This is a genomic window from Faecalibacterium sp. DFI.5.82 (assembly GCF_029076575.1).
GTDB classification, from domain to species: Bacteria; Bacillota; Clostridia; order Oscillospirales; family Ruminococcaceae; genus Faecalibacterium; species Faecalibacterium duncaniae.
On the sequence record NZ_JARFIS010000011.1, the window covers coordinates 41780 to 65792 of the forward strand.

Annotated in this window: 22 protein-coding genes; 10 read left to right on the forward strand and 12 right to left on the reverse strand. The window is 59.5% G+C overall.

Annotation, left to right across the window (positions count from 1 at the left end; all coding sequences use genetic code 11):
* Positions 1 to 263 precede the first annotated feature (263 nt).
* The 3 genes from P0G09_RS12720 to P0G09_RS12730 are packed head-to-tail and all read right to left on the reverse strand — an operon-like array spanning position 264 to position 3937.
* A complete protein-coding gene (locus tag P0G09_RS12720) occupies positions 264 to 1865 on the reverse strand; it encodes a glycosyltransferase (protein WP_275252857.1) in 1602 nt (533 codons plus the stop codon).
* Positions 1866 to 1888: 23 nt separating this feature from the next.
* Positions 1889 to 2716, reverse strand: coding sequence for a hypothetical protein (locus tag P0G09_RS12725; protein WP_249259423.1), 828 nt, complete (start codon positions 2714 to 2716; stop codon positions 1889 to 1891).
* Between the two features lie 60 nt (positions 2717 to 2776).
* A complete protein-coding gene (locus tag P0G09_RS12730) occupies positions 2777 to 3937 on the reverse strand; it encodes an acyltransferase (RefSeq protein WP_275252858.1) in 1161 nt (386 codons plus the stop codon).
* A gap of 376 nt (positions 3938 to 4313) precedes the next feature.
* On the opposite strand from P0G09_RS12730, the gene P0G09_RS12735 reads away from it, so the two are divergent.
* The 4 genes from P0G09_RS12735 (at position 4314) to P0G09_RS12750 (ending at position 8953) form a co-directional block, all read left to right on the forward strand.
* The gene (locus P0G09_RS12735; RefSeq protein WP_275252860.1) at positions 4314 to 5822 is read left to right on the forward strand and encodes a class I adenylate-forming enzyme family protein; all 1509 of its coding nucleotides are present in this window, start codon (positions 4314 to 4316) and stop codon (positions 5820 to 5822) included.
* A 29-nt stretch (positions 5823 to 5851) separates the two neighbouring features.
* Positions 5852 to 7324 (forward strand): class I adenylate-forming enzyme family protein, encoded by a 1473-nt coding sequence (locus P0G09_RS12740; RefSeq protein ID WP_275252861.1) that lies wholly within the window; start codon positions 5852 to 5854, stop codon positions 7322 to 7324.
* A gap of 182 nt (positions 7325 to 7506) precedes the next feature.
* Positions 7507 to 7749 (forward strand): acyl carrier protein, encoded by a 243-nt coding sequence (locus P0G09_RS12745; protein WP_005934955.1) that lies wholly within the window; start codon positions 7507 to 7509, stop codon positions 7747 to 7749.
* Between the two features lie 7 nt (positions 7750 to 7756).
* The gene (locus P0G09_RS12750) at positions 7757 to 8953 is read left to right on the forward strand and encodes a hypothetical protein (RefSeq protein WP_275252862.1); all 1197 of its coding nucleotides are present in this window, start codon (positions 7757 to 7759) and stop codon (positions 8951 to 8953) included.
* Between the two features lie 51 nt (positions 8954 to 9004).
* Here P0G09_RS12750 and P0G09_RS12755 read toward each other — a convergent pair whose 3' ends face one another.
* Positions 9005 to 9967 (reverse strand): biotin--[acetyl-CoA-carboxylase] ligase, encoded by a 963-nt coding sequence (locus tag P0G09_RS12755; protein ID WP_275252863.1) that lies wholly within the window; start codon positions 9965 to 9967, stop codon positions 9005 to 9007.
* A gap of 335 nt (positions 9968 to 10302) precedes the next feature.
* Here P0G09_RS12755 and P0G09_RS12760 point away from each other — a divergent pair, with 335 nt between their 5' ends.
* From P0G09_RS12760 to P0G09_RS12775, 4 genes are read left to right on the forward strand one after another with little or no spacing between them, the layout of a single operon-like run.
* The gene (locus P0G09_RS12760; protein ID WP_005934952.1) at positions 10303 to 10833 is read left to right on the forward strand and encodes a sigma-70 family RNA polymerase sigma factor; all 531 of its coding nucleotides are present in this window, start codon (positions 10303 to 10305) and stop codon (positions 10831 to 10833) included.
* On the forward strand, positions 10817 to 11395 hold the full coding sequence (locus tag P0G09_RS12765) for a hypothetical protein (RefSeq protein ID WP_275252864.1): 579 nt from the start codon (positions 10817 to 10819) through the stop codon (positions 11393 to 11395). The genes P0G09_RS12760 and P0G09_RS12765 overlap by 17 nt, the downstream gene beginning before the upstream one ends.
* 10 nt (positions 11396 to 11405) lie before the next feature.
* On the forward strand, positions 11406 to 12086 hold the full coding sequence (locus P0G09_RS12770; RefSeq protein WP_275252865.1) for a hypothetical protein: 681 nt from the start codon (positions 11406 to 11408) through the stop codon (positions 12084 to 12086).
* Positions 12067 to 12561: a hypothetical protein gene (locus P0G09_RS12775; RefSeq protein WP_275252866.1), complete on the forward strand. Its 495-nt coding sequence runs from the start codon at positions 12067 to 12069 to the stop codon at positions 12559 to 12561. Before P0G09_RS12770 ends, P0G09_RS12775 begins: the two co-directional genes overlap by 20 nt.
* Before the next feature lie 169 nt (positions 12562 to 12730).
* Here the strand turns inward: P0G09_RS12775 and P0G09_RS12780 are convergent, their stop codons facing one another.
* A complete protein-coding gene (locus tag P0G09_RS12780; protein ID WP_005934947.1) occupies positions 12731 to 13876 on the reverse strand; it encodes a glycoside hydrolase family 88 protein in 1146 nt (381 codons plus the stop codon).
* A gap of 3 nt (positions 13877 to 13879) precedes the next feature.
* Complete coding sequence (locus P0G09_RS12785) at positions 13880 to 15436, reverse strand: glycoside hydrolase family 28 protein (RefSeq protein ID WP_275252867.1); 1557 nt, start codon at positions 15434 to 15436, stop codon at positions 13880 to 13882.
* Between the two features lie 160 nt (positions 15437 to 15596).
* On the opposite strand from P0G09_RS12785, the gene P0G09_RS12790 reads away from it, so the two are divergent.
* On the forward strand, positions 15597 to 16412 hold the full coding sequence (locus P0G09_RS12790) for an AraC family transcriptional regulator (RefSeq protein WP_005934945.1): 816 nt from the start codon (positions 15597 to 15599) through the stop codon (positions 16410 to 16412).
* Positions 16413 to 16491: 79 nt separating this feature from the next.
* Here the strand turns inward: P0G09_RS12790 and P0G09_RS12795 are convergent, their stop codons facing one another.
* From P0G09_RS12795 to P0G09_RS12815, 5 genes are all read right to left on the reverse strand, one after another.
* Positions 16492 to 17349, reverse strand: a complete 858-nt coding sequence (locus tag P0G09_RS12795) for a carbohydrate ABC transporter permease (protein ID WP_005934944.1) — start codon at positions 17347 to 17349, stop codon at positions 16492 to 16494.
* Positions 17350 to 17360: 11 nt separating this feature from the next.
* The gene (locus P0G09_RS12800; protein WP_156060430.1) at positions 17361 to 18287 is read right to left on the reverse strand and encodes a sugar ABC transporter permease; all 927 of its coding nucleotides are present in this window, start codon (positions 18285 to 18287) and stop codon (positions 17361 to 17363) included.
* Positions 18288 to 18451: 164 nt separating this feature from the next.
* Positions 18452 to 19822: an extracellular solute-binding protein gene (locus P0G09_RS12805; RefSeq protein ID WP_005934941.1), complete on the reverse strand. Its 1371-nt coding sequence runs from the start codon at positions 19820 to 19822 to the stop codon at positions 18452 to 18454.
* Positions 19823 to 20364: 542 nt separating this feature from the next.
* Positions 20365 to 20973: a thymidine kinase gene (locus P0G09_RS12810; RefSeq protein WP_005934938.1), complete on the reverse strand. Its 609-nt coding sequence runs from the start codon at positions 20971 to 20973 to the stop codon at positions 20365 to 20367.
* A 92-nt stretch (positions 20974 to 21065) separates the two neighbouring features.
* Positions 21066 to 21707, reverse strand: a complete 642-nt coding sequence (locus P0G09_RS12815) for a redox-sensing transcriptional repressor Rex (RefSeq protein ID WP_275252868.1) — start codon at positions 21705 to 21707, stop codon at positions 21066 to 21068.
* Between the two features lie 253 nt (positions 21708 to 21960).
* Between P0G09_RS12815 and P0G09_RS12820 the strand changes: the two genes are divergently transcribed.
* Positions 21961 to 22647 (forward strand): ATP-dependent Clp protease proteolytic subunit, encoded by a 687-nt coding sequence (locus P0G09_RS12820; RefSeq protein ID WP_154277053.1) that lies wholly within the window; start codon positions 21961 to 21963, stop codon positions 22645 to 22647.
* Positions 22648 to 22678: 31 nt separating this feature from the next.
* Here P0G09_RS12820 and P0G09_RS12825 read toward each other — a convergent pair whose 3' ends face one another.
* Complete coding sequence (locus P0G09_RS12825; RefSeq protein ID WP_275252869.1) at positions 22679 to 24007, reverse strand: MATE family efflux transporter; 1329 nt, start codon at positions 24005 to 24007, stop codon at positions 22679 to 22681.
* Positions 24008 to 24013: the final 6 nt, after the last annotated feature.

A 24013-nucleotide genomic window follows, 5' to 3' on the forward strand; every position in this document is an offset into this window, starting at 1 on the left:
CAGCGTAACCTTGTTTTTGTGAACTGAAACAAAATTTTTCTCGTCACTTTGTGTGATATGATAAAAAAGAACCTCTCAGGCTCACTTCGTTTGCCAAACCCGGGTTGCGGCACCCAGCATCCACTTCGTGTTGGAAACAACACTTGTGTCTTGCTGGCCGCGGCCCCAACAGCAACGCCCTTTATCCGCCACTGGCGGCGGTTGTTGCTGTTGCCCCTATGAGGAGAAGTGGCATTGCGAAGCAATGACGGAGAGGTTTTGTGTTACTTTTTCGCTGTCAGATCTTCCACAGCAGCCCGGAGCGTCTGCTCAAAAGCCTCCTTGGAATAATACTGCTCGTACATTTTACGGCATTCTGTCCGCATGGAGGCCAGCTCTTCCGGGTGCTCAATGGCGTGCTCCAGCAGGACAGCCAGCTGCTGCGGGTCGTCGTTGTGGTAAACGAAGCCGTTCCGCCCCTCGGAGATGAGCCCGGCGGTGCCGGTGTGCTCCGATACGATGGACGGCTTGCCGAAGATCAGACCCTCAGTGACAAAGGTGGGCATGGGATCATCGCGGGAAGCACAGACCAAACCGGTGCACTGCTCCATCAGGCTCTTGATCTCGTCACGGGTGAGCCGCTTGCAGTAGTACACGTTTTCCGGGTAGTCTGCGGTCAGGGCGCGGACGGAGTCCATCATCTCCTTGTCAGCGGCCTGGCCCACAAAGAGGAAGGAGGCCTTCTCCCGTACCTCGGGCGGCAGCAGGCGGATGGCCTTGCAGAAGATATCGTGGCCCTTGCGGCGCTCAAAGGAGCCCACCGTGGCAAACAGCGGGCGGCCGCGGTTGTAGCCCAGATCGGTGCGGACAAAGTTCTCTGCCGCGTAATCGGGCAGGCCGTAGATGAGCGGCCGGATCTCGAACTCGGGCCGCACGGCGTGCATGGCGTTGGCGGCGTGGCTGCCCACCGAGTAGACCCGGACATTCTCTCCCAGCTGGGTGGGGATCTGGTGGGCAATGTGGGGGTAGCCTGCAAAGGCATCGTGGAGCCACCACAGCACCGGCACGGCGGTGCCGCTCAGGGCACGGACAGCCCGAGCCATGACCACCGTGTTGGCGATGACGAGGTCGGCACAGAGAGCCATGCCCCAGGCATCGGAGACATTGCGGCAGGACGACCGGGTGATGACCGAGGCCCCGGCATCCAGGAAGAGATGCAGGGAGCCGCCGTCACTGGGGCCCAGCACAAGTACCTCATACCCCATGCTGCGCAGCACCGGCACGGCACTCACCAGCACGATGGGTGCGCCGGTCATATCCAGCACATGGCTCATAATAAAGGCACGTTTGCCATGGGCCGAAAACGCATCCTCGGCACAGATGCCGCGCTCGTAGTGGAGCAGAGCCTGCGGGATGAGAGCGGGCTTAGTGCAGAGCTGCGCGGCCAGCGCCAGCAGCTCAGGCACATTTTCGGGGTCATGGGCGGCGGCACGGCAGCGCTCCAGCAGGGCGCGGCTGACCACGGCGCAGCGGTTCTGCGCCTGCAGCGGCTGGCTCTGATAGAGGGCAGTCGCCCCGCCAAAGCCGAACACAGCGTTGCATACGGCGTAATCCGCCCCATCCTGCAGGGCTTTGGCAAAGAACATCAGGGCGGTGGACATCAGCTCCACGTCCTCGGCGGCCAGAAGCACGCCGTCCACGCTTGCGGTCAGTTCCCCGTCCAGCCGGTCCACCAGCCGGAACTTGCGGTGGAGCTGGTCGGTCAGGGTGGCTTTCAGGGCCGTGCTGCGGGCCGATGCGCAGACCAGCAGATAGGTGCTCTGGGTGTTGCTGTACTCCTGCAGGGCCAGCTGACGCTGCTGCAGGGGGGTGTAATTGTTGTACATGGCTGTTCCCTCCGTTCCGCTTCTCAGTTTCCACGGTGGAACAGGCGCATCAGGCTGCGGATGGGAGCAGTGAGCTTCCAGCTTTTACTGGAAAACACGCTTTCCAGCGAGGTCTCGTAGGCAGTGCTCCGGGCCTGCAGATCGGCGTTTTTCTGGTGCAGCTGTGCGATCTCCTGCTGCAGGGCGGCCACCATCTGCTGCTGGGCCGCGGCATTCTGCTCCAGCTGCTGGATATGCTGCTTTTCGCTGTCCTTGCGCAGCTGGAGCTGCTGCACGCCCTGCAGCACGGCGCAGAACAAAGGCTCGTCCGTCAGGGTCTCCAGCGGGAAGTAGCCGTAGCTCACCACCAGCTTCATCCCGGCGGGGTAGTGGGTGGTGCCCTCCAGCCGGTAGTTGGGGTCATCGCCCAGGAACAGGGTACTGCCGCCGGAAAGATTCAGGCCGTTGGTGGGCACGCAGATGATGCGGTCGTCTGAAAAGATCAGGTTGGTGATGCAGCAGGGCAGCTCACCCGGGTCGAACCGCAGGGCCTGCACGGCCACCGGCAGCTCAAAGGTCGCGGTCACAGCACCGGTCAGCTCGTCGGTGGTGCAGTCGGGCGCAGTCAGGGTGTCCTTTTCCGAAAAGCCGAAGCCTGCATCATAATAGAGCAGCGGCTGCAGCAGAGTGGGCGAGTCAGTATGCATCTCGCGCTGGGGGTGTGCCGCAAGGTAGGACTGCACCTTCTGTTCCAGGGCAAGGCAGCGTTCTGCCAGATGGGAAGCACCTTCGTCCGAAAGCTTGAGCTGCTGTTCCAGCTCGGCGATCTTTTCCTGCAGAGCCGCAGTGTTCTCAGGAGCTGCGTTGTTCATAACCGGATTCTCCTCATAATATTATTTCACTTCAGCAGAGGGTGCACCCTCTGCAAAAAATCAGTGTTTTGCCGCAAAATGACGCTCAGGCGTTTCGGTGCGGGCGCTGCGCCGGCGGGGCGCTTCCGCCGCCTTCTGCTCCCGGCGGGAGGTGAGCCAGAACTTCAGGTCCCGGCGGCGCACCAGCAGCTCGCAGATGAGCAGGGTGGAGCCCAGCGAAAGGGTGAACTGCAGCACCATGCCCAGCACCGGGTGAGCCGCAAACTTCTGGGGCATCAGATACCAGGGAATGGCCGTGAGCTCCACGGTGTGGACGCAGAAGATGAACAGCGAACGACGGCCAATGGCCTGAATGGCGTGGGTGACAACGTTCTCCACCCTGCGCTGGAACCAGATGACGATGGAAAGGATGCCCAGGCCCGTCACGGCATCCAGCAGGATGCTCACGGGGCCGAGGGTCCACTCGGCCATCGAGACGCAGTCGGTGCTCTTGGTAAGAAGCACCAGTGCGGCCACAGCCAGCGCCGCCGCGATCATCCCGCCGCGTAGACGGGGCGAGAGGGGCTGCTCAAAGATCTTATACTTCTTGGCAAGGTGTCCCACATACAGAGCCGGAACAGTGACCATGCCCTGGCCGATGCAAAAAGGAGCCTCCCAGGTGATGCAGATGCCCCAGCCTAACAGCATGGTACCCAGCACCGCCCAGTTTATGTACTGCTCCGGGAAGATATTCAGGATGAGATCCAGCAGGACCCATGCGATCATCAGCGAGAGCAGATACCACATGGGGCCGCAGGAGAAGAACAGCTGGCCGAAATAGGTGGCCGTGTGGGGTAGGCCCAGTGCAAAGCCGCCCAGCACCTTGTAGGTCTCGTAGGTGGCGTTGTGCAGGCTGCCGAACAGGCTGTAATGGATGATGAAATGGAACACGGTGGTGGCAATGCCGGTATAGATGTAAGGCTTGAGCAGCGTTTTGAACTGCTGGTCGATACACTTGCCGATGGAGCGCTTGCGGAAGCCGTAGCCGCTGGCAATGTAAAAGGCCGCCATCAGGGATTCGCGGTAGGCGAACATGCAAAAGGTCAGCGGGTTGATGTGGCTGGCATCGCCCATGGGGTAAAGCTCACCGGTGTGGGCAAAGACGATGGTCAGCATGCCGACACCCTTGAGCAGATCGAACATGCCCAGCGAATTTGCGGCACGGCGTTTGGTTCCCTCCATAAAAAGGTCCTCCTCTGCGCCGCACCCCGCCCCGGGATGGCAGAATTGCCGGATTTTTGGCGCATCATGTTAAAAATTAGAGATATTTATAATAAGTATAATGCTTTTTGCCCTTGCTGTCAATCAAACGCAGGGAGAAAGCACGGTAGGCGGATACCGGGAAAAGTGTACCACACTCACGGCCTGCCCGCAACAAAAGGCAGGATTTACATCCGGGTGCACAGATTGACTGCAAGTTTAAGTTGCACATTTGTGCAATTAAATCTTGCATTTAAGCCCTCTATGCGGTATACTCTAGGCTAGAGTACCCAGAAGATTCCATTTGGCGGAAACAAAAGGGAATAATTTAACAAAAATAAACAGGGAGTGTAAAATAATGGCAAACAAGGCTTGTAACGAAGTTGTGACCGTGGCAAATATGCCGATGACCGTTTTTGATATGATCTCTGCGATGCAGAATAAGTATGCTGACCGTGTGGCGTTCCGCTATGTGGAGGGCAAGGACACGGTGGTGGAAAAGACCTACGCTCAGTATGTGCAGGATATCCGCAAAGCGACCGGCTACCTGCAGCAGGAGCTGGGCGAGCCCAAGGGCAAGAAGATCGTCATCCTGAGCCGCACCAACTATGAGTATGGCGCGGTCGTTTTCGGCACCATGATGGCAGGCGCTGTCATCGTGACCCTGAACCAGGGCAAGACCTGGGCCGAGCTGGAATATGAGCTGGGCATGGTGGAGCCGGACCTCATCTTCAATGATGGCATCGATTACGGCTACCGCGCCCAGCTGGAAGCACTTTACGGCGCTCGGCTCCGCCCCATGGATGCCTGGACCGCTGCCCCTGAGGCTGAGATGGTCAACCGCATCGACCACGAAGGTCTGCTGATGCTGATGTTCACTTCCGGCACCACCGGCCGCAGCAAGGGAGTGATGCTGAGCGAGAAAAACTACTTCACCGCCTGCCAGATGTACATCGATGGCCTGAAGTCCGTCCTTGACCATGAGGAGCGGCTGGTACCCCAGTACCTCGACCAGACCTTCAGCCACTTTACGCTGGTGCCCATGTTCCATCTGGCCGGTTTCATCTGCTACTTTGTCTATGGCGTGCAGGGCTGGACCCTGAATCTCTGCTGTGATGCCCGCGACCTGCGCCGGGATATGAGCCTGATGCACAGCGATGCCATGTCTACCCCGCCGGTGCTGGTGGAGATGATCTGCAACGAGGTCAAGCGTGGCCATGCCGACCGCCTGAACGGGCTGTGGAACCTGAGCTGCAGCTCTGCCATCCTTGACCCCGCCATTCTGAGCAATCTGGTGAAGAATGGCTTCTACATCAATCAGTGCTACTCCATGACCGAGCTGGCCGGCTATGGCCTGCTGAACGTGACCCAGGAGGGCGACCACCTGCGTGCCCTGGGCAAGCCGGACGGCTTCTGTGAGGTCAAGGTGGACGAGACCGGCGAGATCTGCGTCCGCGGCGGCTGCGTGATGCTGGGCTACTATAAGGACCCCGAGGCCACTGCCGAGACCATCGACAAGGACGGCTGGCTCCACACCGGCGACCTGGCCCGCGTGGACGAGGAAGGCTACTACTATATGACCGGCCGCAAGAAGAACCTCATCATTCTGGACAGCGGCGAGAACGTCAGCCCCGAGGAGCTGGAAAAGCTGCTGGGCAAGTGCGATGCCATCAAGGAGTGCATCGTCAAGGAAATGGGCAAGAAGATCGGCACCGTGGTCTGCTGTGAGGATGACAAGCAGCAGCAGGTGAAGGCTTTTGTCACCGAGCTGAACCGCACCCTGCCCATGTACAAGCGCATCTCCGTTGTAGAATGCAGCGCCGAGCCCCTGCCCCGCAACGCGCTGGGCAAGCTGCTGCGCAAGTAAAATCAAACGGGAGAAAAAAGGAGCAGACCATGGTAAACAATGTCTATGATCTTGTTACCCGGACAATGGAGCAGGAATTCCCCGGGCGGGTGGCCTTCCGCTGGGTAGAGGATGCCACCGGCACCGTGAAGGAAAAGACCTATGCCGAGTATGCACAGGATATCCGCCGCGCTGCTGCCTGGTTTGCCCGGAACATCCCGGAGGTGGAGGGCAAGCGGGTGGTCCTGCTGAGCCGGAACTGCTATGAGTACGGCGTGAATACCTTTGGCGCTGTGCTGGCCGGGGCTGTTCTGGTAACGATGAACCAGAAAAAGACCTGGGATGAGCTGAGCTGGGAGCTGGAGCTGGCAGAGCCTGCCCTCATCCTGAACGATGGGGTGGACTACGGCTGCCGTGACCAGCTGGAGGCTGCGTATGGGGAACGCCTGCGGCCGATGGATGTCTGGAAGAATACCGCGCCCGGCAGGCTGGAAAAGAAGATCGATCCCAATGCCCTGATGGTCATGCTGTTCACCTCCGGCACCACCGGCCGCAGCAAGGCCGTGATGCTGGCAGAGCGGAACTTCTTTACTGTGATGCAGATGCACGTTGCTATGGGCGACCACTTGCTGGACTTCAAGCACCGGCAGCTGCCCGAGGACAAAAACGATGTCCTGAGCAACTTTGCCATCTTGCCCCTGTTCCATCTGGGCACCTTTATCTGCCTGTTCTCCTGGCCCTTCAAGGGCTGGGCCCTGAACCTTTGCAGTGACCTGCGGAATTTCTACCGGGATCTGGGGCTGATGCACAGCGATTCCATTGCCGTGGCCCCGGTGCTGATGGAGAGCATCTACAAGGATGTTAAGCGCGGCCGCGCCGATAAGCTGAACGGCCTGTGGAACCCCTGCGGCAGCTCTGCCATGTTCGACAGCGAGCTGCTGCTGGGTCTGGTGGAAAACGGCATGTACATCACCCAGTGCTACGGCATGACCGAGACCTGCGGCGATGGTCTGGTGAATTACGCCCAGGCAGAGCCCCATATCCGGGCGCTGGGCAAGCCGGACGGCCACTGTGAGTACAAGCTGGATGAGACCGGCGAGATCTGCATCCGGGGCGGCTGTGTGATGCTGGGCTACTATAAAGACCCCGAGGCCACTGCAGAGATCATCGACAAAGACGGCTGGCTCCACACCGGCGACCTGGCCCGTGAGGACGAGGACGGCTATTACTACATGGTGGGCCGGAAGAAGAACCTGATCATTCTGGGCACCGGCGAGAACGTCAGTCCCGAGGAGCTGGAAAGAAGGCTCAACGCCTGCCCTGAGGTGCAGGAGTGCGTGGTCAAGGAGATAGGCAAAAAGATCGGCGCGCTGATCTGCTGTGCCGAGGAAAAGCAGGCGGAGGTCCGGGCCTTTATCACCGGGTTGAACCGTACCCTGCCGCTGTACCAGCGGATCACGGCGGTGGAGTTCAGCACCGAGCCCCTGCCCCGCAACGCCATGGGCAAGCTGCTGCGCAGGTAAGCGCGGAAATTGTAAAAAAAGCGCAAAACCGGGCGGCCGGTGTGTTGCATTTCCTCCATAAAACAGGTATTATAAAACACAGGAATGCCCCGCCGGCTGGCTAAAACGGCCCGGCGCGTGGCATACTGAAACTGCGCCCTTGCAGGCGATAAAAAATCCCTCACGGAAAGGAAGATTTTTTGATGGAAAGAGCAGAAATCATGTCTCAGATCCTGGCAATTCTGGAGGATGTGGCAGAGATCTCGCCCGAGGATGTCAACGAAAACAGCGTGATGATGGATGATCTGGATCTGTCCTCTATGGAGATCCTGACCGTCGTGGCCGATCTGGAAGAGACCTTTGGTCTGCGCATCCCCGAAAAGGAGCTGCGCAACTTTGTGACCATCGGCGATCTGGCCGATTATCTGGCCGAGAACGCGGGGTAAATTCTGGATGAATGCAGAGCAGCGTGCGGTGTTTCAGGGCATCGTCTACTACTACCGTGAAAATCAGGTCCTCTGCCGCTATCAGGCCACGCTGAAGGAGGCCGTTGACCCGGTCCTTCTGCAGCAGGCATTGGATGCGGCCCGCCCGCTGGCAGAGTATTATTTCTGCCATGTGGTGTGGGAAAAGCGGGAGGCCCGTCTGGAGCCCAACACTGCCCCCTGCCGTGTGCTGCAGGGCAGCACCCAGCCAAAGATCCCCGAGGAGACGAACGATTATCTCTTCTCGCTGGGCTATGAGGGGAACACGGTCTATCTGGACTGGTTCCACTTCCTGGCCGATGGCCGGGGCAGCGCGCCCTTTTTCACCCTGCTGCTCAAGCTCTACTGCAACCTGCGCTCCAACGCCGGTTTTGTATGTGAGGCCCTTGCCTCTGACCCGCCCTACGATGTGGAACAGCTGCTGGCCCGCTACCCGGAGAGCCAGGTGGCCAACGACATGCAGAAGGACGTGCTGCAGATCCACGAGGGCACACCCCATTTTCAGCGGCTGCGGCTGGACAGGCAGAGCCTTGTGGATCTGGCGCAGAAGGAGGGCATGAAGCCCTTCAGCGCCCTCATGGGGCTGACCTGCCAGGCAGCGCAGCGGTATCTGGAAAAGAATGACCTTGTGTACAGCTATGCCGCCGACACCCGCGCGGCGCTGGGGGTGCCGCATGCCCTGTACAACTGCATTGCGTCCTTTCAGCTGTCCCTGCAGCTGGAACCGCAGGCCCGGCTCCACAGCTTTGCAAAGCAGCTCGACCATGAGATCCGGGAAAGCCTGACCCCGGAGCGCCGCCTGTTCCGCATGGCCGAACAGATGGGCTGGGTGTATCAGGTGTTCCGGCAGAAGGCCGCGCTCAAGATCAAGAAGCGTGTGTTCCAGATGGGCGAGTACATCAGCGGCTTCCCGGCAGATTTCTGGGTCAGCTACATCGGCAGCCCGCTGCTGCCGCACAGCCCGGAGCTGGAAGCGTACCTGACCGATTTCCAGACCTGGGTGCTGCCGGACGGTGCGTCCCTTGCAATGGAGGTCACCAGCCTGCACGGCGTGCTGACCTGCTGCATTGAGAACAAGGTGGACAAGCCCGGCTACCTCGAGGCCCTGCGCGACGTGCTGGAGCGGGAGGGCATCAAGGTGTTGGAAGCGGTACATATCTCTTAAAAGAAAATGACCCTTTCCGTCATGCGTCGGCGTGGCGGAAGGGGTCATTTTTCATATTGTGGAGGTGGGCCGGATGCTGACCTCGCCGTGCTGCAGGGCAATCTGCCTGCCGCCCTCGCGCTCCACCACCAGACGGCCCGCATCGTCAATGGAAAGGGCCTTTGCGGCATAGGTCTCGGCCCCGGTGCAGACGGTGACCCAGTGGCCCGGCACAAAACAGCGGGCCCGGTACTCGTCCAGACAGTCGAAGGCCGGGCAGAGGGAGAGCAGCTCCCGGGCAATGGCCCCGGCCAGCACCGCCCGGCTCACGGGTGCGGGGCCGCCGGGGTAAAGGCTGCCTGCCGTGCGGGCCAGCTCCTCGGGCCAGTCGGCAGGGGAGGTGGTCAGGTTGAGGCCGATGCCCACCACCAGCCATTCCAGCTGGCCGCTTTCCATGTCGGTCCCGGCTTCGGTCAGGATGCCGCAGACCTTGCGGCCCTGATAGTAAAGGTCGTTCACCCATTTGATGCCCAGTTCCAGCCCGCACAGGGCCTTGACAGCCCGGGCCACGGCCACCGCCGCACTGATGGTCGCGCTCTGGGCATCGGCAGCAGAAAGGGTGGGCCGCAGGATGAGGGAGAGGTAGACCCCCTTCCCGGCAGGGCTTTCGAACCGCCGCCCCAGCCGCCCGCGTCCCGCCTGCTGATGGGCCGTGAGCACCAGCGTGCCGTGGGGCGCGCCGCCCAGTGCCAGCTGCTTGGCTGTCAGGTTGGAGCTTTGCAGCGTGTCGTAGATGTGAATGGGGGCGGGGTAGGGGCCCACCGCTTCGGCGCAGAAGGGGTCACCGCCTGCCAGCCGGTAGCCCCGGCGCGGGGCGGAATCCAGCGCGTATCCCTGGGCCGAAAGCGCCTGTGCCGCCTTGTGGACAGCCGCGCGGCTCACGCCCAGCGCTTCGGCCAGCTGCTGGCCTGAGATATAGGCTCCCTCTGCCGCCGAAAGCGCCTGCAGCAGGGCCTGTTTGGTGCTTCCCCCCATGGAAAACGCCTCCTTCTTGTGCTATAGTAGTAATAGTATAGCATAACTTGAGGCATTGCAAAAGAAGAACCTCTCAGGCGCTTTGCGCCAATGACGGGTTGCGGCTCCCAGCATCCACTTCGTGCAATGCACTTGTGGATTGCTGGCCGCGGCCCCAACAACTCCTCCCTGTTTCCGCCACTGGCGGCGGTCGTTGTTGTTGCCCCTGATAGGGGAGCCAAGCAGCGCAATGCCGGAGAGGTTTATCCGTTTTTATTTTTCAAAATTTTTGCAGGAAAACCGCGCTCTGTTTCGTATTCAATTACAGAGCGGCAGGAAAGGAGGGATGCGGACCGTTGACAACACTGGAATTCAATGCGCTGGTGCGGCAGTATCAGGGGCTGGTCTACACGGTCTGCCACCAGCTGGTGCCGGACGAGGGCGATGCCCAGGATCTGGCACAGGAGACTTTTCTGGCCGCATGGCGGGCCATTGACCGCTGCCCGCCCGGGTACGAAAAGCAGTGGCTGGCGCGTATCGCTTCCAACAAAGCCAAGGACTACCTGCGCAGTGCGTGGGTGCGCCGGGTGAACACCCCGGGAGATGATATCCTTGCACTGGAAGGCGCGCCGCCCGGCTCCGACCCGGAGCAGCAGGTGCTGGATGCCATGAGCGAGGAGACCCTGACCGGGAAGATCCTGGGGATGCGGGAGCCGTACCGCACCCCCTGCCGCCTGATGCTGCTGGAGGGCCGCACCGCCGCCGAGGCGGCAGCCCTTTGCGGCAGGCCCCAAAAGACGGTGGAGGCGCAGATCTACCGGGCAAAGAAAATGCTGGCGGAGCAGATCCGTCAGGAAAGGAGGAGCGAAGATGGAATTGTTTCGTGAAGATGGCTGCATGACCGACATGGGCTTCCGGGCCATGATGGACGGCCAGCTGGATGAGCTGGGCAGGCTGGAAGCCGCCGAACACCTCTCTTATTGTGACCAGTGCATGGACCGCTACACGGCCCTTTTGACCGCCGACGCACTGGAAACACCGCCAAGGAGCGTGCAGGGCGCGGTGATGGGCACGATCTGGGCCCGCCTGATGCAGAATACCTATGGCAGGGCTGCCGTGGCCGGTGTGGCCGCTGTGCTGGCCCTGACCCTGTGGCGGAGCGGGGCGCTGCAGCAAATCATCCAGTATGGTGCCGGGCGGGAGACCGTGCTGGAGACCGACCAGAGCCAGCTCTGGGAACCCGGCCAGAATGACCCGGCCCCGGAGAACACCCCGCAATACCGCCCCATTGAGGACGACCGACCGCAGGCCGCGCCGGAACAGCTGGGGAGACCCATGGAGACAAAACAGGACCGCCGCTATGCCGGCGAAGGCTCCTCTTTGCTCCACAAGCTGCTCACGGATGTGACCGATAAGATCGCGGGCAACACCCCGAATACAGAGAAATGAGGGAACGATTATGAAGAAAAATGGCATCCTGACCCTGCTGTTTGCCTTTATCCCGGGCGCGGGCCAGATGTATCAGGGATATATGAAGCGCGGCCTTTCGCTGGTGCTGATGGCGGCTGCCATCAGCATGGCAGCCATGCTGATCCCGCCCATCGCGTTTGCGCTGCTGGTGGTGTTCATGTACAGCTTTTTCGACACCTTCAACCTGCGTGCCCAGATCAGCATGGGCACCGCCCCGGAGGACGATTATCTGGTCCACTTCGACCCGCAGGATAAGCGCCTTGCCCGGATGATGATGGATAGCCACAAGCTGGTGGGCTGGTGCCTGATCGCCATCGGTGCGCTGATCGCCTACGAGCAGATCATTATGAACACGCTGGGCGATATCCTGTGGCGCTGGGGCCAGAAGGCTCCGGTGTGGCGGGCCATCTATCTGGTGATGGATCAACTGCCCGAGGTTGTGCTCTGCGTGGCACTGATCCTGTGCGGCATCTGGCTGGTGCGTGGGCCCAGGGCAAAGAAGGCTGCTCCGGAAGCCGCCGCCCCGGAAGAGACCGATTTTCAGGAGTATCAGCCCGAAAAGAAGATGCCCAGCCTGCTGGATCACTTTGCCCGCAAGGCAGAGCCGGATACGACCGGTGAGGTGACCCTTGACCCGGAGGATGAGGACGATGGACGAGAAGAAGAATAACACAACAGAGACCCCGGCCTTCAAGGCCCCGGAAAACGCCCCGGTGCGCCGGGTGGGCACCCTGACGCTGGGAGTCTGCCTGATCGCCTGCGGCGTGCTGTTCCTCTGCTATTTCTTTGTGCCGCATTTCAACTGGGAGCTTGCGCTGAAGATCGCCCCGGCGGCAGGGCTGATCCTGCTGGGGTGCGAGGTGCTGTATTTTGCCGCAAGGCCCCAGCGCTGGAAGTACGATTTCCTCTCGGTGCTCCTCTGCATCGTGCTGATGGTCAGCGCCTTTGGCGGGGCCTGCCTGATGGCAGCCTTTGATTTTGCCCTGCACCGGGAGGAGTTCTGGATCGAATACGATGCCCGGCAGGAGCGGGGCCTGAATGGTGCGGAAAGCGACCGCCTGCGCCTTGATCTGGACGAGGGCACCGGCCCGAACCTCGATGAGGAAAATGAGGACAGCAGCGCGGCCTCCCACACGGAAGTGTGAGCCATACAAAAAACATATCACAGCAATACAAAAGATACCTTTTACAGGGGGCACCTGTCCGGGTATACTGAATGTGCACCCGGACGATGGGTGCTCGAAGAAAAAAGTGTAAAAGCGAACCGCCATGGCATCTGTCACCATGGCGGTTCGTTTTTTGCTGTGTCGTGTATTACTTGCGGGCGATCATCTCGGTGTAGGCCAGCACCAGGGGGCCTACGCCCTTGGCATCGTTGCAGACCACAGGCTCACTGAAGTAGTAGGCCAGGGAGCCGTCGCGGTGGTCCTTGCCGCCCAGACCTGCCACCAGGCAGATGCCATCCAGCTGCAGGCTGCCGTCCGGGTTCTTGGAGAGGTACCTGTCACAGGTGCCGTAGAAGGCTTTCTCAGCCCAGGCAGCCATCCGCTTGGGCAGGTAGCCCAGGCGCACGCCCTTGAGCACCGCATAGGCGAACAGGGCAGTGCCGCTGGTCTCAAGGTAGTTGCCCTCCACGCCGGGGTGATCCATCACCTGCCAGAACATGCCGGTCTCCTCGTCCTGGAACTTGTGCACATCCTCAATGGTCTGGCGGAGCTGTGCCATGATGCCGCGGTACTCGTTGTACAGCTGCTCGTCCATCCGCTCCAGCACATCCACCATGGCCACCATGAACCAGCCCATGGCCCGCAGCCAGAAGTTGGGGCTGCAGCCGGTCACGGGGTCAGCCCAGTACATCTGGCGGCTCTCGTCGTAGCCGTGGTAGTACAGGCCGGTCTTTTCGTCCCGCATGTGCTTTTTGATGTTCATAAACTGCTTGTAGCTGTCAATGCAGCCCTGCATCTTGTTGTAGCGGGTCTCATACTCCATGTAGAAGGGCTGGGCCATGTAGGTGCCGTCCAGCCAGACCTGCCAGGGGTAGATATCCTTGTGCCAGAAGTTGCCCTCCTTGGTGCGGGGCTGGGTGAGCAGCTGGCTGCGGATGGTGTCAATGGCCCGGCGGTACTTCTCATCCCCGAAGATGTCGTACAGGGTGAACAGGTTCTTGCCCTGGTTTACGTTGTCCAGGTTATACTCCTTGGGGTCATAGGTCTTGATGGAGCCATCCTCCTGCACAAAGAAGTCGATGAAGTCCTTGGAGAAGCTCAGGTACTTCTCGTCCCCGGTGGTCTTGTACAGGCTCAGGCAGGCCGTGATCATGCAGCCGTCGATGTAGTTCCACTTGTTGGGCTTGCCGCTGCGCACCTTTTCAATGTTCCACATGGGGGCCTCGGCGCTGGAATTGGCGATCAGGTAGTCCACATAATCGCCCAGCAGGGTGAGAATTTCTTCATGGGTCATGGGTCAGTCCTCCTCGAAATGGCCGACATTGGCAAAGCGCAGGCGCTCGCCCTCGTAGCCGGTGATCTTGACGTTGTGCAGGTCGATCTCCTTGACGTTCTCCGCGTAGATGGCCAGCTTTTTCACGTTGGGGCGGTTGTCCGCCATGGCGGCCTGACCGGCTTCGGCGTTGGGGTCAAAGGTGATGGTGACATTCTTCATGGAGACGCGCTCGATGGGCTGCTCAGGCAGGCCGTCGAAGTAGCAGCCCGCGAACTGTGCGTCGGTGGCCACGATATCCTCCATGGTCAGGCTGCCCAGCTTGGGGGTGTACTCATCCACCGGCATAGCATCGCGGCACTGGACATAGGGGCTGTGGCCGTCCGGGTCACAGAAATAGAACATGTTGATGACAAAGGGAGCCTTGACACCGCGCATCTCCACATTGCGGAACACCAGCCCGTCGATGACGGCGGTGTTGCCGCGGCCGCGCCGGGTCTTGACCCGCAGGCCGCGGTCGGTGTGGTCCATCAGGCACTGGGTCACCACCATATCCTTCACGCCGCCGCTCATCTCGCTGCCGATGACGATGCCGCCATGACCCTTGTCCAGCAGGCAGTTCCGGATCACAGTGTGCTCACAGCTCTTTTTCAGCTTCATGCCCAGGAACACCTTGCTGGCTTTCATGGCAATGCAGTCGTCACCCACATGGATGTTCGCACCGATGATGCGGATGTACTCGCAGCTCTCGGGGTCGATGCCGTCGGTGTTGGGGGCGTTGTAGGGGTTGTTGATGTTGAAGTTCAGCAGATCCAGATGCTTGACGAAGATGGGGTGGATGGTCCAGGAGTAGCTGTTCTGCACCGTGATGCCGTGCAGGCAGACATTCTCACTGTCCGCCGCGGCCACCGCGCGGGGCCGCCATGCGATCCGCTTGACCTTCTGGTTGATCCACCAGTCGCCGTTTTGGGCATCGCAGTCCAGCGTGCCCTCGCCGGTCACCACCACGTCGTGCACCTGCGTGATGTTCAGCAGACCGGCAAAGCTGTCCAGCGGGTTACCCTCCCAGCCGGTCAGGTAATATTCATCCACCTCGTTCTCACTGGGGATGACACCGGGCAGGATGGGATAGTGGGTGCGGTCGTTGTCGCCCAGCAGCACAGCGCCCTTTTCCAGGTAGAGGGTGGTGCAGCTCTTCATAAACAGGCTGGAGGTGCGGTAGCGCCCGGCGGGCACATAAATCGTGCCGCCCTTGGGGCAGGTGGAAAGGGCAGCCTGCAGCTTGCCGGTGTTGTCGGTGGTGCCATCAGCCACCAGGCCGTAGCGGGATGCGTCTACAAAGAAGGTCTCAGCCTCAGTGGTGAAATCGAGGGTCAGGGTCTCGCCCTCAGCCTGCACGGCAACCGTGTAGGGGATGCCGGGCAGCAGGCTGAACAGGGAGAACACATTGGTCTCGCAGGCGGTGTAAACAGTCTCACCGTTCAGCTGGACGGTGAAGGGATGAGCCGGACGATAGCACAGGCCGTTTTCCAGCTCGAACACGGCACTGCGGGTCATGGAACGAATCAGGGAAAGCTTCATAAACAGGATGCCTCCTTGGATGTTGAAAGATTTATGGGTTGCCCACAGGTGGCGGGCATGTTTTACACTTGACCATGTAAAGTGTGTTTGAGTAGGGGGTTGCCCGCAGGTGGTGGGCATGGTACACTGAGAAAAAGAAACTGTTGAATGGGGTGTGCGGATGAAAGCGGAACGGGAAAAATGGAGCGGCCGGGTAACGGCAAAGGCGCTGCGGTTCCAGACCGGCCAGTATGAGCTGGCTGAGGAGGAGGAGATCTGCCGGATCATTCTGGTGTCCGGCGGCAGCTTTACGCTGGTGCGGGGCGGCGAGAGCCTGCTGGTGAACCCGGGCTGTGTGCTGCTGCTGGGCCCCGGCGGGGGCCTGCTGCAGCAGGCGGGCCACATTGCCCCCGAGCTCCTCGGCTGCCGGTTCCCCGCGGGCGTTCTCCCGGTGCTCAAAAACCTGATGCAGCGGGATTTCATGCCGCTGTTCGAGCCGGGAGCACAAACGGCCCTGTACGGCCCGGTGCAGTGGTCAGGCCGCCTGCGCACCCTGTTGGGCATGATGCAGAGCGCCGAGAGCGAGCCGGAAAGCCCCGGCATGATCTATCTGACCCTCATCCTGCACTATGTGGAGCAGGAGTGCCGCAGTGAAAAGCAGGACATCCGCCCCCGCAACGAGACGGTGGAACAGATCTGCGCTTACCTTGCAGCCAACTACCAGCAGAAATTTTCCCTGACAGATGTGGCTGCGCGGTTCTACCTGTCGCCCTATTATCTGAGCCGACTGTTCCGGCGGGTCACGGGCCAGTCCATTGTGGATTACATCAATGGCCGCCGCATCGAGGCTGCCCAGCGTCTGCTGGAGAGCACCGACCTGAACATCAGCGCGGTGGCCGAGCAGACCGGCTTTGCCTCCGCCGCCCATTTCCGCCGCGTGTTCCGCGAGACGATGGGAACGGGGCCGCTGCAGTACCGCAAGAGCCACCGTGGATAAGAACAACGCCCCCTGTGCACAGCACAGGGGGCGTTGCTTATTCATCGAAAGTCAATGGTTCTGTCCGCAGAGGGGGTGCTTAGCCCTTGACAGCACCGGCGGAGATACCTTCGACGAACTGATCCTGTGCACAGAAGAAAACGATCAGCTGCGGCAGGATGGAGATCAGGGACAGGGCCAGGATACGGTTCCAGGCAAAGCCGGTATCACCGTCCATGGACAGCTTGACGAACAGGGACATGGGGTACTTTGCAGGGGTCTGCACGTAAAGCAGGGGGCCCATGAAGTCGTTGCAGCTCCACATGAACTGGAACAGTGCGCAGGACACCAGAGCGGGCATCAGCATGGGGACAATGACCTTGTACAGGGTCTGGAAGGAGTTGCAGCCATCAATGGCGGCAGCCTCGTCCAGATCGCGCGGGACATTGCGCATGAACTGCACCAGCTGGTAAACAAAGTAGGTCTCAGTTGCAAATGCAGTGTGGACCCAGATGGCCAGATAGAACGGGCTGTTGACCCAGCCGAACTTGGTGTACAGCAGGAACTGAGGAACGTTCAGAACGACCTGAGGCAGGAACAGGGTGGCCAGCATGATGCTGAACAGGATCTTCCGGCCCGGGAAGTCGAAACGGCCAAAGCCGTAAGCTGCAATGCAGGAGGAGACCACCGTGCAGATGACCTTGGGCAGAACATAAGAATAAGTGTTCAGCATGGCCTGCAGGATGTTGATGGAACCGCCGAAGTTGTTCAGCGCGTTCTTGTAGCCCTCCAGGGTGGGGTTCTTGATCCACAGGCCGATGCCTGCAAAGATCTCGCTGTTGTCCTTAAAGGTAGCGCTGACCATCCACAGCAGGGGATAGATCATGATCAGGCCCACCAGGATTAGGACAAGATACTTAAAAAACGTCGCAATGGCGTTGGATGCTTTCATTCCCATACTGTCACACCTTACCTTTCATCCGAGTAGTAGACCCACTTCTTCTGGCTGGTGAAGGCGATGATCGTGAGGATGCAGACGATCACGAACATGATCCAGGCCAGAGCGGAAGCCATGCCCATCTGGTTGGACTTGAAGGCGTAGTTGTAAACCAGAATGGAGATCAGGGTGGTGGAGTTGCGCGGGCCGCCGTTGGTGATGATGAAGGGGCCGTTGAACTCCTGGAAAGCCTGGCAGATCTGAGTGACCAGGTTGTAGAAGATGATGGGGGTGATCATGGGAACAGTGATGGAGAAGAACTGTTTCCACTTACCGGCACCATCGATGGTGGCAGCCTCGTACAGGTCTGCAGGCACGCCCTTCAGGGCGGCCAGGAACAGCACCATGGCGGAGCCGAACTGCCAGATGCGCAGGAAGCAGATGATCCACAGCGCATAGTTGGGGTCGCTCAGCCAGGAGGGGCCCTGTGCGTGGCCGAAGGTGATGGCGCGGATGATGGTGTTGACCAGACCATCATCACGGAAAACGGCCTTCCACAGCACGGCGATGGCAACGGAGCCGCCCAGAATGGACGGGATGTAGTAAACGGTACGGAACAGGTTCACGCAGGCGATCTTGAAGTTCAGGATGTATGCGATGAACAGAGCAAAGATCAGCTTCAGGGGCACGGTGATGAACGCGTACTTGAAGGTGGTGACCAGAGCCTTGGTGACCTTGGCATCAGAGAAGGCGGTGACGTAGTTCATCACGCCGTACTGGTGGATGCCGTTGAAGAAGTTCATGTCGGTGAAGCTGTAATACAGCGACTGACCGAAGGGGATGGCCTTGAACACGACAAAGCCGATGATCCAGGGGATCAGGTAGATCAGACCCTGCCACTTATCCAGGAACTTCTGTGCGGGGGTACGCCCGAGAGAGGGCGCTTTGCTTTCTTTCATCCGGGGATCCTCCTTTGGTGAAAATCAGTGCAACAAACCTTATGTCACACTTTGGCAACAGATTTGTCAGAGAATTGTAACCTGTGCCTGAGAAAAAAGGGGCATCGGGCCTACGGGTGGACGATGCCCCTGATATGTAATTTGACTCAGGTCAGCAAAGAAGATCAGACAGTGTAGCCAACAGCAGACATGCCGTCCAGCAGAACGTCAACGACATCTGCACCGCTCTTGTTGTCGTAGTCGACGGTATCGAACACTTCCTGATAGGTGCCGGTGCCGGTAGCCTTCAGATCGGAAGACTCGAACAGGGGATCCAGCTGGCAGGAAACAAAGCTCATGACCTTGCCGTTTGCCTCAGCGACCAGCTCGTTGATCTTACCGGCGGCCTGAGCGGTAGCCAGACCAGCCTTGGAAGCGGGGATGCCGCACTCGGAACCCATGATGGCAGCGCCGTCGCCGTTCCACAGGTACTCGATCAGGGTAGCAGCCTCAGCGGGGTTCTTGCAGGTCTTGGTGATGGCCATGCCCATGGAGACCTTGGAGAAGCCGCCGTTGTAATCGCCGAACTTGATCTCCTCACCAACGGTGAAGCCGGGCTTGTTCTCCTCGTCCAGAGCGTCCTGGTACTTGGAAGCAGCGGAATCCCACTCGAAGATGCCGGCGATCTTGCCGGTGATCCACTCGTTGGACTGGTGGGTAGCACCGTCGCCGTTTGCACCGTAGTAGGTGGGCAGCGGCATGATGACGTGGCCGTCGACCAGGCTCTTGATGAAGTCGATGCCCTCGGCGATCTCGTCAGCGGTGTAGTTCAGGGTAGAGGTGGTGGGATCTGCCCAGTCCTTGCCGTACTTGGACTCGAGGTAGAACACCATCAGGATCATACGGTCGTATGCGCCCAGGTGCAGGGGATAGTAATCATCGCCCAGCTTCTCCTGGAAAGCCTTGCCGGCTGCAAACAGGTCATCCTCAGTGGCGGGAACTTCGGTGATGCCAGCCTTGTTAAAGGTGGTCATGTTCCAGTAGAAGATACGGCCGGTCATGGAGATGGGCACGCACTGCTGTGCATTTGCAACGTTGCAGGCACCCAGCTTTGCGTCGTCCCACTGGGACATATCCAGGTAATCGGTGACGCTGTTCAGATCCAGGAAGGTCTGGCCGTTGCCGGAGTAGTTGTACAGCCAGTTCCAGTTGATCTGGCAGACATCCTCAGCCACGCCGCCTGCAAACTTGGTGGACATGGTGTCCTCCCAGCCGGACCATGCAGCGAAGGTGGGGTTGACGGTGATGGTGGTGTGCTCAGCAGAGAAAGCCTTCAGGGCCTCCTGGTAAGCGTTGTGGCGGGACTCGCCGCCCCACCAGCTCATGGTCAGGGTAACGGGATCGCTGCTCAAGCCAGCCACGGAAGCAGCCTCGGCTGCGGAAGAAGCGGTGCTGGAAGCAGCGCCGCCATTGCCGCCGCAGGCAGCCAGCAGACCAGCTGCACCAACAGCACCGGTGACCTTCAGGAAATCACGACGGGAAATTGCCTTGCTCATTGTTGTTCTCCTCCTAATAAATCAAAAAACATCGAGCGGGCCTTTCTGCACAAGGCTCGTTGTATACAAATATGATAACAAAAGGGCTGGGAAAAAGAAAGATGTAAATTGAAGTGATACGGACAAAAAACGAACAAATATTGCTCTCGTGATTTGCGGCGATTTGACGGCATTGCCGAAATGAATAAACTTGGAGCGAAAAAATATACAATCTGCATAATTGGATAGATTGCATAGAAACGGGCCGAGAGAGTGTGGCAGAACCTCTAAAATTGCAATGGTTTTGTAACTTTTTGCGAAATTGACGGTATAATGTTGTATACAACATGTGAAAAAAGTGACGATATCGCTGTTTTATAAACTGATATATCAATTGTGCAAAAAACGTTCGCCGTGGGATACAACTGATATATCACTTTGGAAGGCGGCAGGCAAAAAAGAGCGCCGCCCGGCTGGGCAGCGCTCTGAAAACTGTAAAAATCTTTTGGGAGATCTGGGATCTCACGCAGGAGAGGGCTCCTGTGCCTGCCGGAAATCGACACTTACTGTGCGTTCCGTTTGGCGTAAAACGCCCGCCGTGCCTTGAAATAGCACTGGGGGCACATGCTGACATACTGCACATCATTTTCCAGATCGATGGCGACCTGCTCGCCCTCAAAGACGAACTCCCCATTGACCCTGCGGCAGTTGCAGGTGGCCTTGCGCCCGCAGGTGCAGATGGTCTTCATCTCCTCAATGGTGTGGGCCAGCTCCAGCAGACGGGTGGAGCCGGGGAAGCCCTTGAGGGAAAAGTCTGACCGCAGGCCGTAGCAGATGACCGGGATGTTCAGGTCTACCGTGACCATGAACAGCTGCTCGGCCTGTGCCGGGGTAAAGAACTGGCTCTCGTCGCAGAGAACACAGGCCAGCGGCTGCTCCCCGGCAGAAGCGGCGCGCACGGCCTCGAACACATCCACCTCTGGCGGGATGAGCAGGTCGGCCCTGCGGCGCACGCCCAGGCGGCTGACCAGCTCGCCGCCGCCCTTGGTGTCCACCTGGGGCTTCAGGATCAGCACCCGCATCCCCTGCTCTTCGTAGTTGTGGGCCACCTGCATCAGCGCGGTGCTTTTGCCGCTGTTCATGGCACCGTATCGGAAGTATAGCTTCGCCATAGTTGCTCTCCTCATAAAAAGGCAACCCTCTCTGCTCGTTCGGGGGGAGAGGGCTGCCTGTTTTCTGTGATACGTTATGAATAGATGATAGATCAGTCCTGATTGCGCAGGCGGTAACCCAAGCTCATCAGGCTGTCGCCCAGGTGGACGTTCTCCACCACCACTTCGGGGTAGGGCACCGACAGGTCATAGTGGGAGAAGTTCCAGAAGCCTTTGATGCCCAGTTCGACCAGCCGGCCGCTGAGCTCCTCCGCACCGCTGCGGGGCACACAGAACACAGCCACCTCAGGCTTATGCTCTGCGCAGAAGGCCTCCAGCTCGTCAACGTGTAAGATCCGGATGCCGTTGATCTCTTTGCCCACCTCGCTGGGGGAATTGTCAAAGGCGGCGATCAGCTTGTAGCCGTTGGTGTCGGTGGTGATGAAGCGGCTGACTGCCTTGCCCAACCGGCCGCAGCCGATGAGGATGGTGGGCAGCAGGTCACCGTTGCCGAACAGCAGATGCTCCAGGATGGAAAGCAGGTTCTCCACCGAGTAGCCGATGCCCTGGCGGCCGTTCACGTCGCCGATGCAGTTGAAATCCTGCCGCACCTGAGAGGCCGTGGTGCCCATCTGGGCGGCCAGCTCGCGGGAGGAGATGCTGGTGATGCCGTCGTTCTTCAGCGTCCGCAGGTAGCGGTAGTACTTGGGCAGGCGCTTGATCACCGGAAGGGAAGCTTTGCCGGGATTGTTCATGGAAATGGTTCTCCTTTCATCCAAAGGGAATGCCGGTCTCTTTGCGCCCTGCAAGGTGCACCGGCGATTAAGACAGTTTCTGAACAATAATGATATATACTTGTCAATCTTATTCTTAGTATAAAGTATACTGCAATGAGACAGAATGTCAAATCCTCTGGGCCAATTTTTTTCAAAGTAAAGAAATCTTAGCCGCCGCATATTGCTTCGATCCCCGGGAACACTGAAAAAAACACCCTGAGGAGGAGCCAACATGCCGGAATATGAAAAGGAAACCACCGAACAGCAGCGGCTGGAGAAAGAGCAGCTGGAAGATCTGGGCACGGTGTGGCGCACCCGCGGCCCCCATGCCATCCACTGCCTGACCGTGATCGGCCAGATCGAGGGCCATGTGGAGGCCCCGCAGGGCCAGAAGACCACCAAGTATGAGCATGTGATCCCGCAGCTGGTGGCAGTGCAGGAGGACCCCGCTGTGGAGGGCCTGCTGGTGCTCATCAATACCGTGGGCGGGGACGTGGAGGCCGGGCTGGCGCTGGCAGAACTCATTGCCAGCATCTCAAAGCCCAGTGCCACGGTTGTGCTGGGCGGGGGCCACTCCATCGGCATCCCGCTGGCAGTCAGCGCCCGGCGCAGCTTTATCGTGCCCACGGCGACCATGACGGTGCACCCGGTCCGCCACTCCGGTATGATTTTGGGCGTGCCCCAGACCATGCGGTGGTTCGAGCAGATGCAGGAGCGCATCACCGGCTTTGTGGCGGGCCACAGCGGCATTACGGCAGCGCGCTACTCGGAGCTGATGCTCCGCACCGGTGAGCTGGTGATGGACGTGGGCACCATGCTGGACGGCAAAAAGGCCGTAAAGGAAAAGCTCATCGATCAGCTGGGCGGCATCTCTGATGCACTGGAATGGCTGTACCGGGAGATCGAGCGGACTGAGTGAGAGAAAAGACCTGCCCGGGGCGGTGTCGGGCTTACAGATCGCCCTTCCGCAGATACTTCACCATCATGGGGGCTTCATAGACCAGCATGAGGATCCAGCCCACAACATAGCTGTACGGCAGGGCCTCAATATCCATCTTCATCAGCAGCACAAAGACGGCAGCGGCCGCCACACGGCCTGCCATGTTGAGCGTGCTGCTGTTCAGGGTGATCTTAAGGTCGCCCAGGCCGCGGAAGCCGCCCTGGATGCCGTTGGTCAGCGAGGGCATCAGGTAGAACAGAGAGACCAGCTTCAAAAAGCGCACTCCCAGATGCACCACGGCGGCATCGGTGACGAAGAGCCGGATGATGGGCTCGGCAAAGAAGAAGCAGACAGCGGTGATAAAAATGGCGTAGAGGAACTCCAGCTTCAGGCCGCAGAAGAAGCTGGCGCGGACACGCTCTTTTTTGCTTGCACCGCGGTTCTGGGCCATCAGGGTGGTGGTGGCATGGCCGATGTTCTGCTGGGGCACATAGGCAAAGTCATCGATGCGGCCTGCGGCGGCAAAGGCTGCCATGGCGTTGACACCCATGGTGTTCACGATGGCCTGAATGGCGATCTTGCCCAGCTGAACAGTGGCCTGCTGCATGGCGCTGGTCCAGCCGTAGCTGATGGTCTTTTTCAGCAGCGATGAGTCAAAAATGAACCAGCGCCTGCCCAGCTGCAACACAGGGACCTTCCAGCGGATATAGATCAGGCAGAACACGCAGCAGAGCGCTTCGCTCAGCACGGTGGAAAGGGCACATCCCTCGGAGCCCCAATCCAGCACCTCAACAAAGAACAAGTCGCCGCCGATGTTCAGCACCGAACTGATCATCAGGAAGTACAGCGCGCTTTTGCTGTCGCCCAGCGCACGCATGGTGGCGGCGAGGAAATTATAGAAGAAGGTGAACAGCAGCCCGCCGAACACGATGCGCAGGTAGTTCACAGCGATGGGAAGGATCTCTTCCGGCACCTGCAGCAGACGGAGCAGCGGGTTTGCCAAAATCACACAGGTCAGCGAAAATACCAGGGAAAAGACGGAGCCTGCAATGGCGGTGGTGGAGACCTGACGCTCCACCAGCTCGGTGTTGCCTGCCCCGAACGCCAGGCTGACAAGGATGCCTGCACCCAGGCAGACACCGTTGATGAACAAAATCGCCAGCGTCATCAGCGGGTTGGAGGTGCCCACGGCGGCAAGGGCATCCTCGCCCACGAATTTGCCGACAATGATGCTGTCCACGGCGTTATAGGTCAGCTGGAACAGGTTACCCAGCACAAGGGGAATGGTGAAATTGACCAGCAGCGGTGTGATCGGGCCGGTCGTCATATCCTTGGTCATTTGGAA

Bases quoted from the DNA above. Each gene is read 5' to 3' on its own strand.
- P0G09_RS12720 (WP_275252857.1), bottom strand. From the start codon at position 1,865: ATGTACAACAATTACACCCCCCTGCAGCAGCGTCAGCTGGCCCTGCAG.
- P0G09_RS12725 (WP_249259423.1), bottom strand. From the start codon at position 2,716: ATGAACAACGCAGCTCCTGAGAACACTGCGGCTCTGCAGGAAAAGATC.
- P0G09_RS12730 (WP_275252858.1), bottom strand. From the start codon at position 3,937: ATGGAGGGAACCAAACGCCGTGCCGCAAATTCGCTGGGCATGTTCGAT.
- P0G09_RS12735 (WP_275252860.1), top strand. From the start codon at position 4,314: ATGGCAAACAAGGCTTGTAACGAAGTTGTGACCGTGGCAAATATGCCG.
- P0G09_RS12740 (WP_275252861.1), top strand. From the start codon at position 5,852: ATGGTAAACAATGTCTATGATCTTGTTACCCGGACAATGGAGCAGGAA.
- P0G09_RS12745 (WP_005934955.1), top strand. From the start codon at position 7,507: ATGGAAAGAGCAGAAATCATGTCTCAGATCCTGGCAATTCTGGAGGAT.
- P0G09_RS12750 (WP_275252862.1), top strand. From the start codon at position 7,757: ATGAATGCAGAGCAGCGTGCGGTGTTTCAGGGCATCGTCTACTACTAC.
- P0G09_RS12755 (WP_275252863.1), bottom strand. From the start codon at position 9,967: ATGGGGGGAAGCACCAAACAGGCCCTGCTGCAGGCGCTTTCGGCGGCA.
- P0G09_RS12765 (WP_275252864.1), top strand. From the start codon at position 10,817: ATGGAATTGTTTCGTGAAGATGGCTGCATGACCGACATGGGCTTCCGG.
- P0G09_RS12770 (WP_275252865.1), top strand. From the start codon at position 11,406: ATGAAGAAAAATGGCATCCTGACCCTGCTGTTTGCCTTTATCCCGGGC.
- P0G09_RS12775 (WP_275252866.1), top strand. From the start codon at position 12,067: ATGGACGAGAAGAAGAATAACACAACAGAGACCCCGGCCTTCAAGGCC.
- P0G09_RS12780 (WP_005934947.1), bottom strand. From the start codon at position 13,876: ATGACCCATGAAGAAATTCTCACCCTGCTGGGCGATTATGTGGACTAC.
- P0G09_RS12785 (WP_275252867.1), bottom strand. From the start codon at position 15,436: ATGAAGCTTTCCCTGATTCGTTCCATGACCCGCAGTGCCGTGTTCGAG.
- P0G09_RS12790 (WP_005934945.1), top strand. From the start codon at position 15,597: ATGAAAGCGGAACGGGAAAAATGGAGCGGCCGGGTAACGGCAAAGGCG.
- P0G09_RS12795 (WP_005934944.1), bottom strand. From the start codon at position 17,349: ATGGGAATGAAAGCATCCAACGCCATTGCGACGTTTTTTAAGTATCTT.
- P0G09_RS12800 (WP_156060430.1), bottom strand. From the start codon at position 18,287: ATGAAAGAAAGCAAAGCGCCCTCTCTCGGGCGTACCCCCGCACAGAAG.
- P0G09_RS12805 (WP_005934941.1), bottom strand. From the start codon at position 19,822: ATGAGCAAGGCAATTTCCCGTCGTGATTTCCTGAAGGTCACCGGTGCT.
- P0G09_RS12810 (WP_005934938.1), bottom strand. From the start codon at position 20,973: ATGGCGAAGCTATACTTCCGATACGGTGCCATGAACAGCGGCAAAAGC.
- P0G09_RS12815 (WP_275252868.1), bottom strand. From the start codon at position 21,707: ATGAACAATCCCGGCAAAGCTTCCCTTCCGGTGATCAAGCGCCTGCCC.
- P0G09_RS12820 (WP_154277053.1), top strand. From the start codon at position 21,961: ATGCCGGAATATGAAAAGGAAACCACCGAACAGCAGCGGCTGGAGAAA.
- P0G09_RS12825 (WP_275252869.1), bottom strand. From the start codon at position 24,007: ATGACCAAGGATATGACGACCGGCCCGATCACACCGCTGCTGGTCAAT.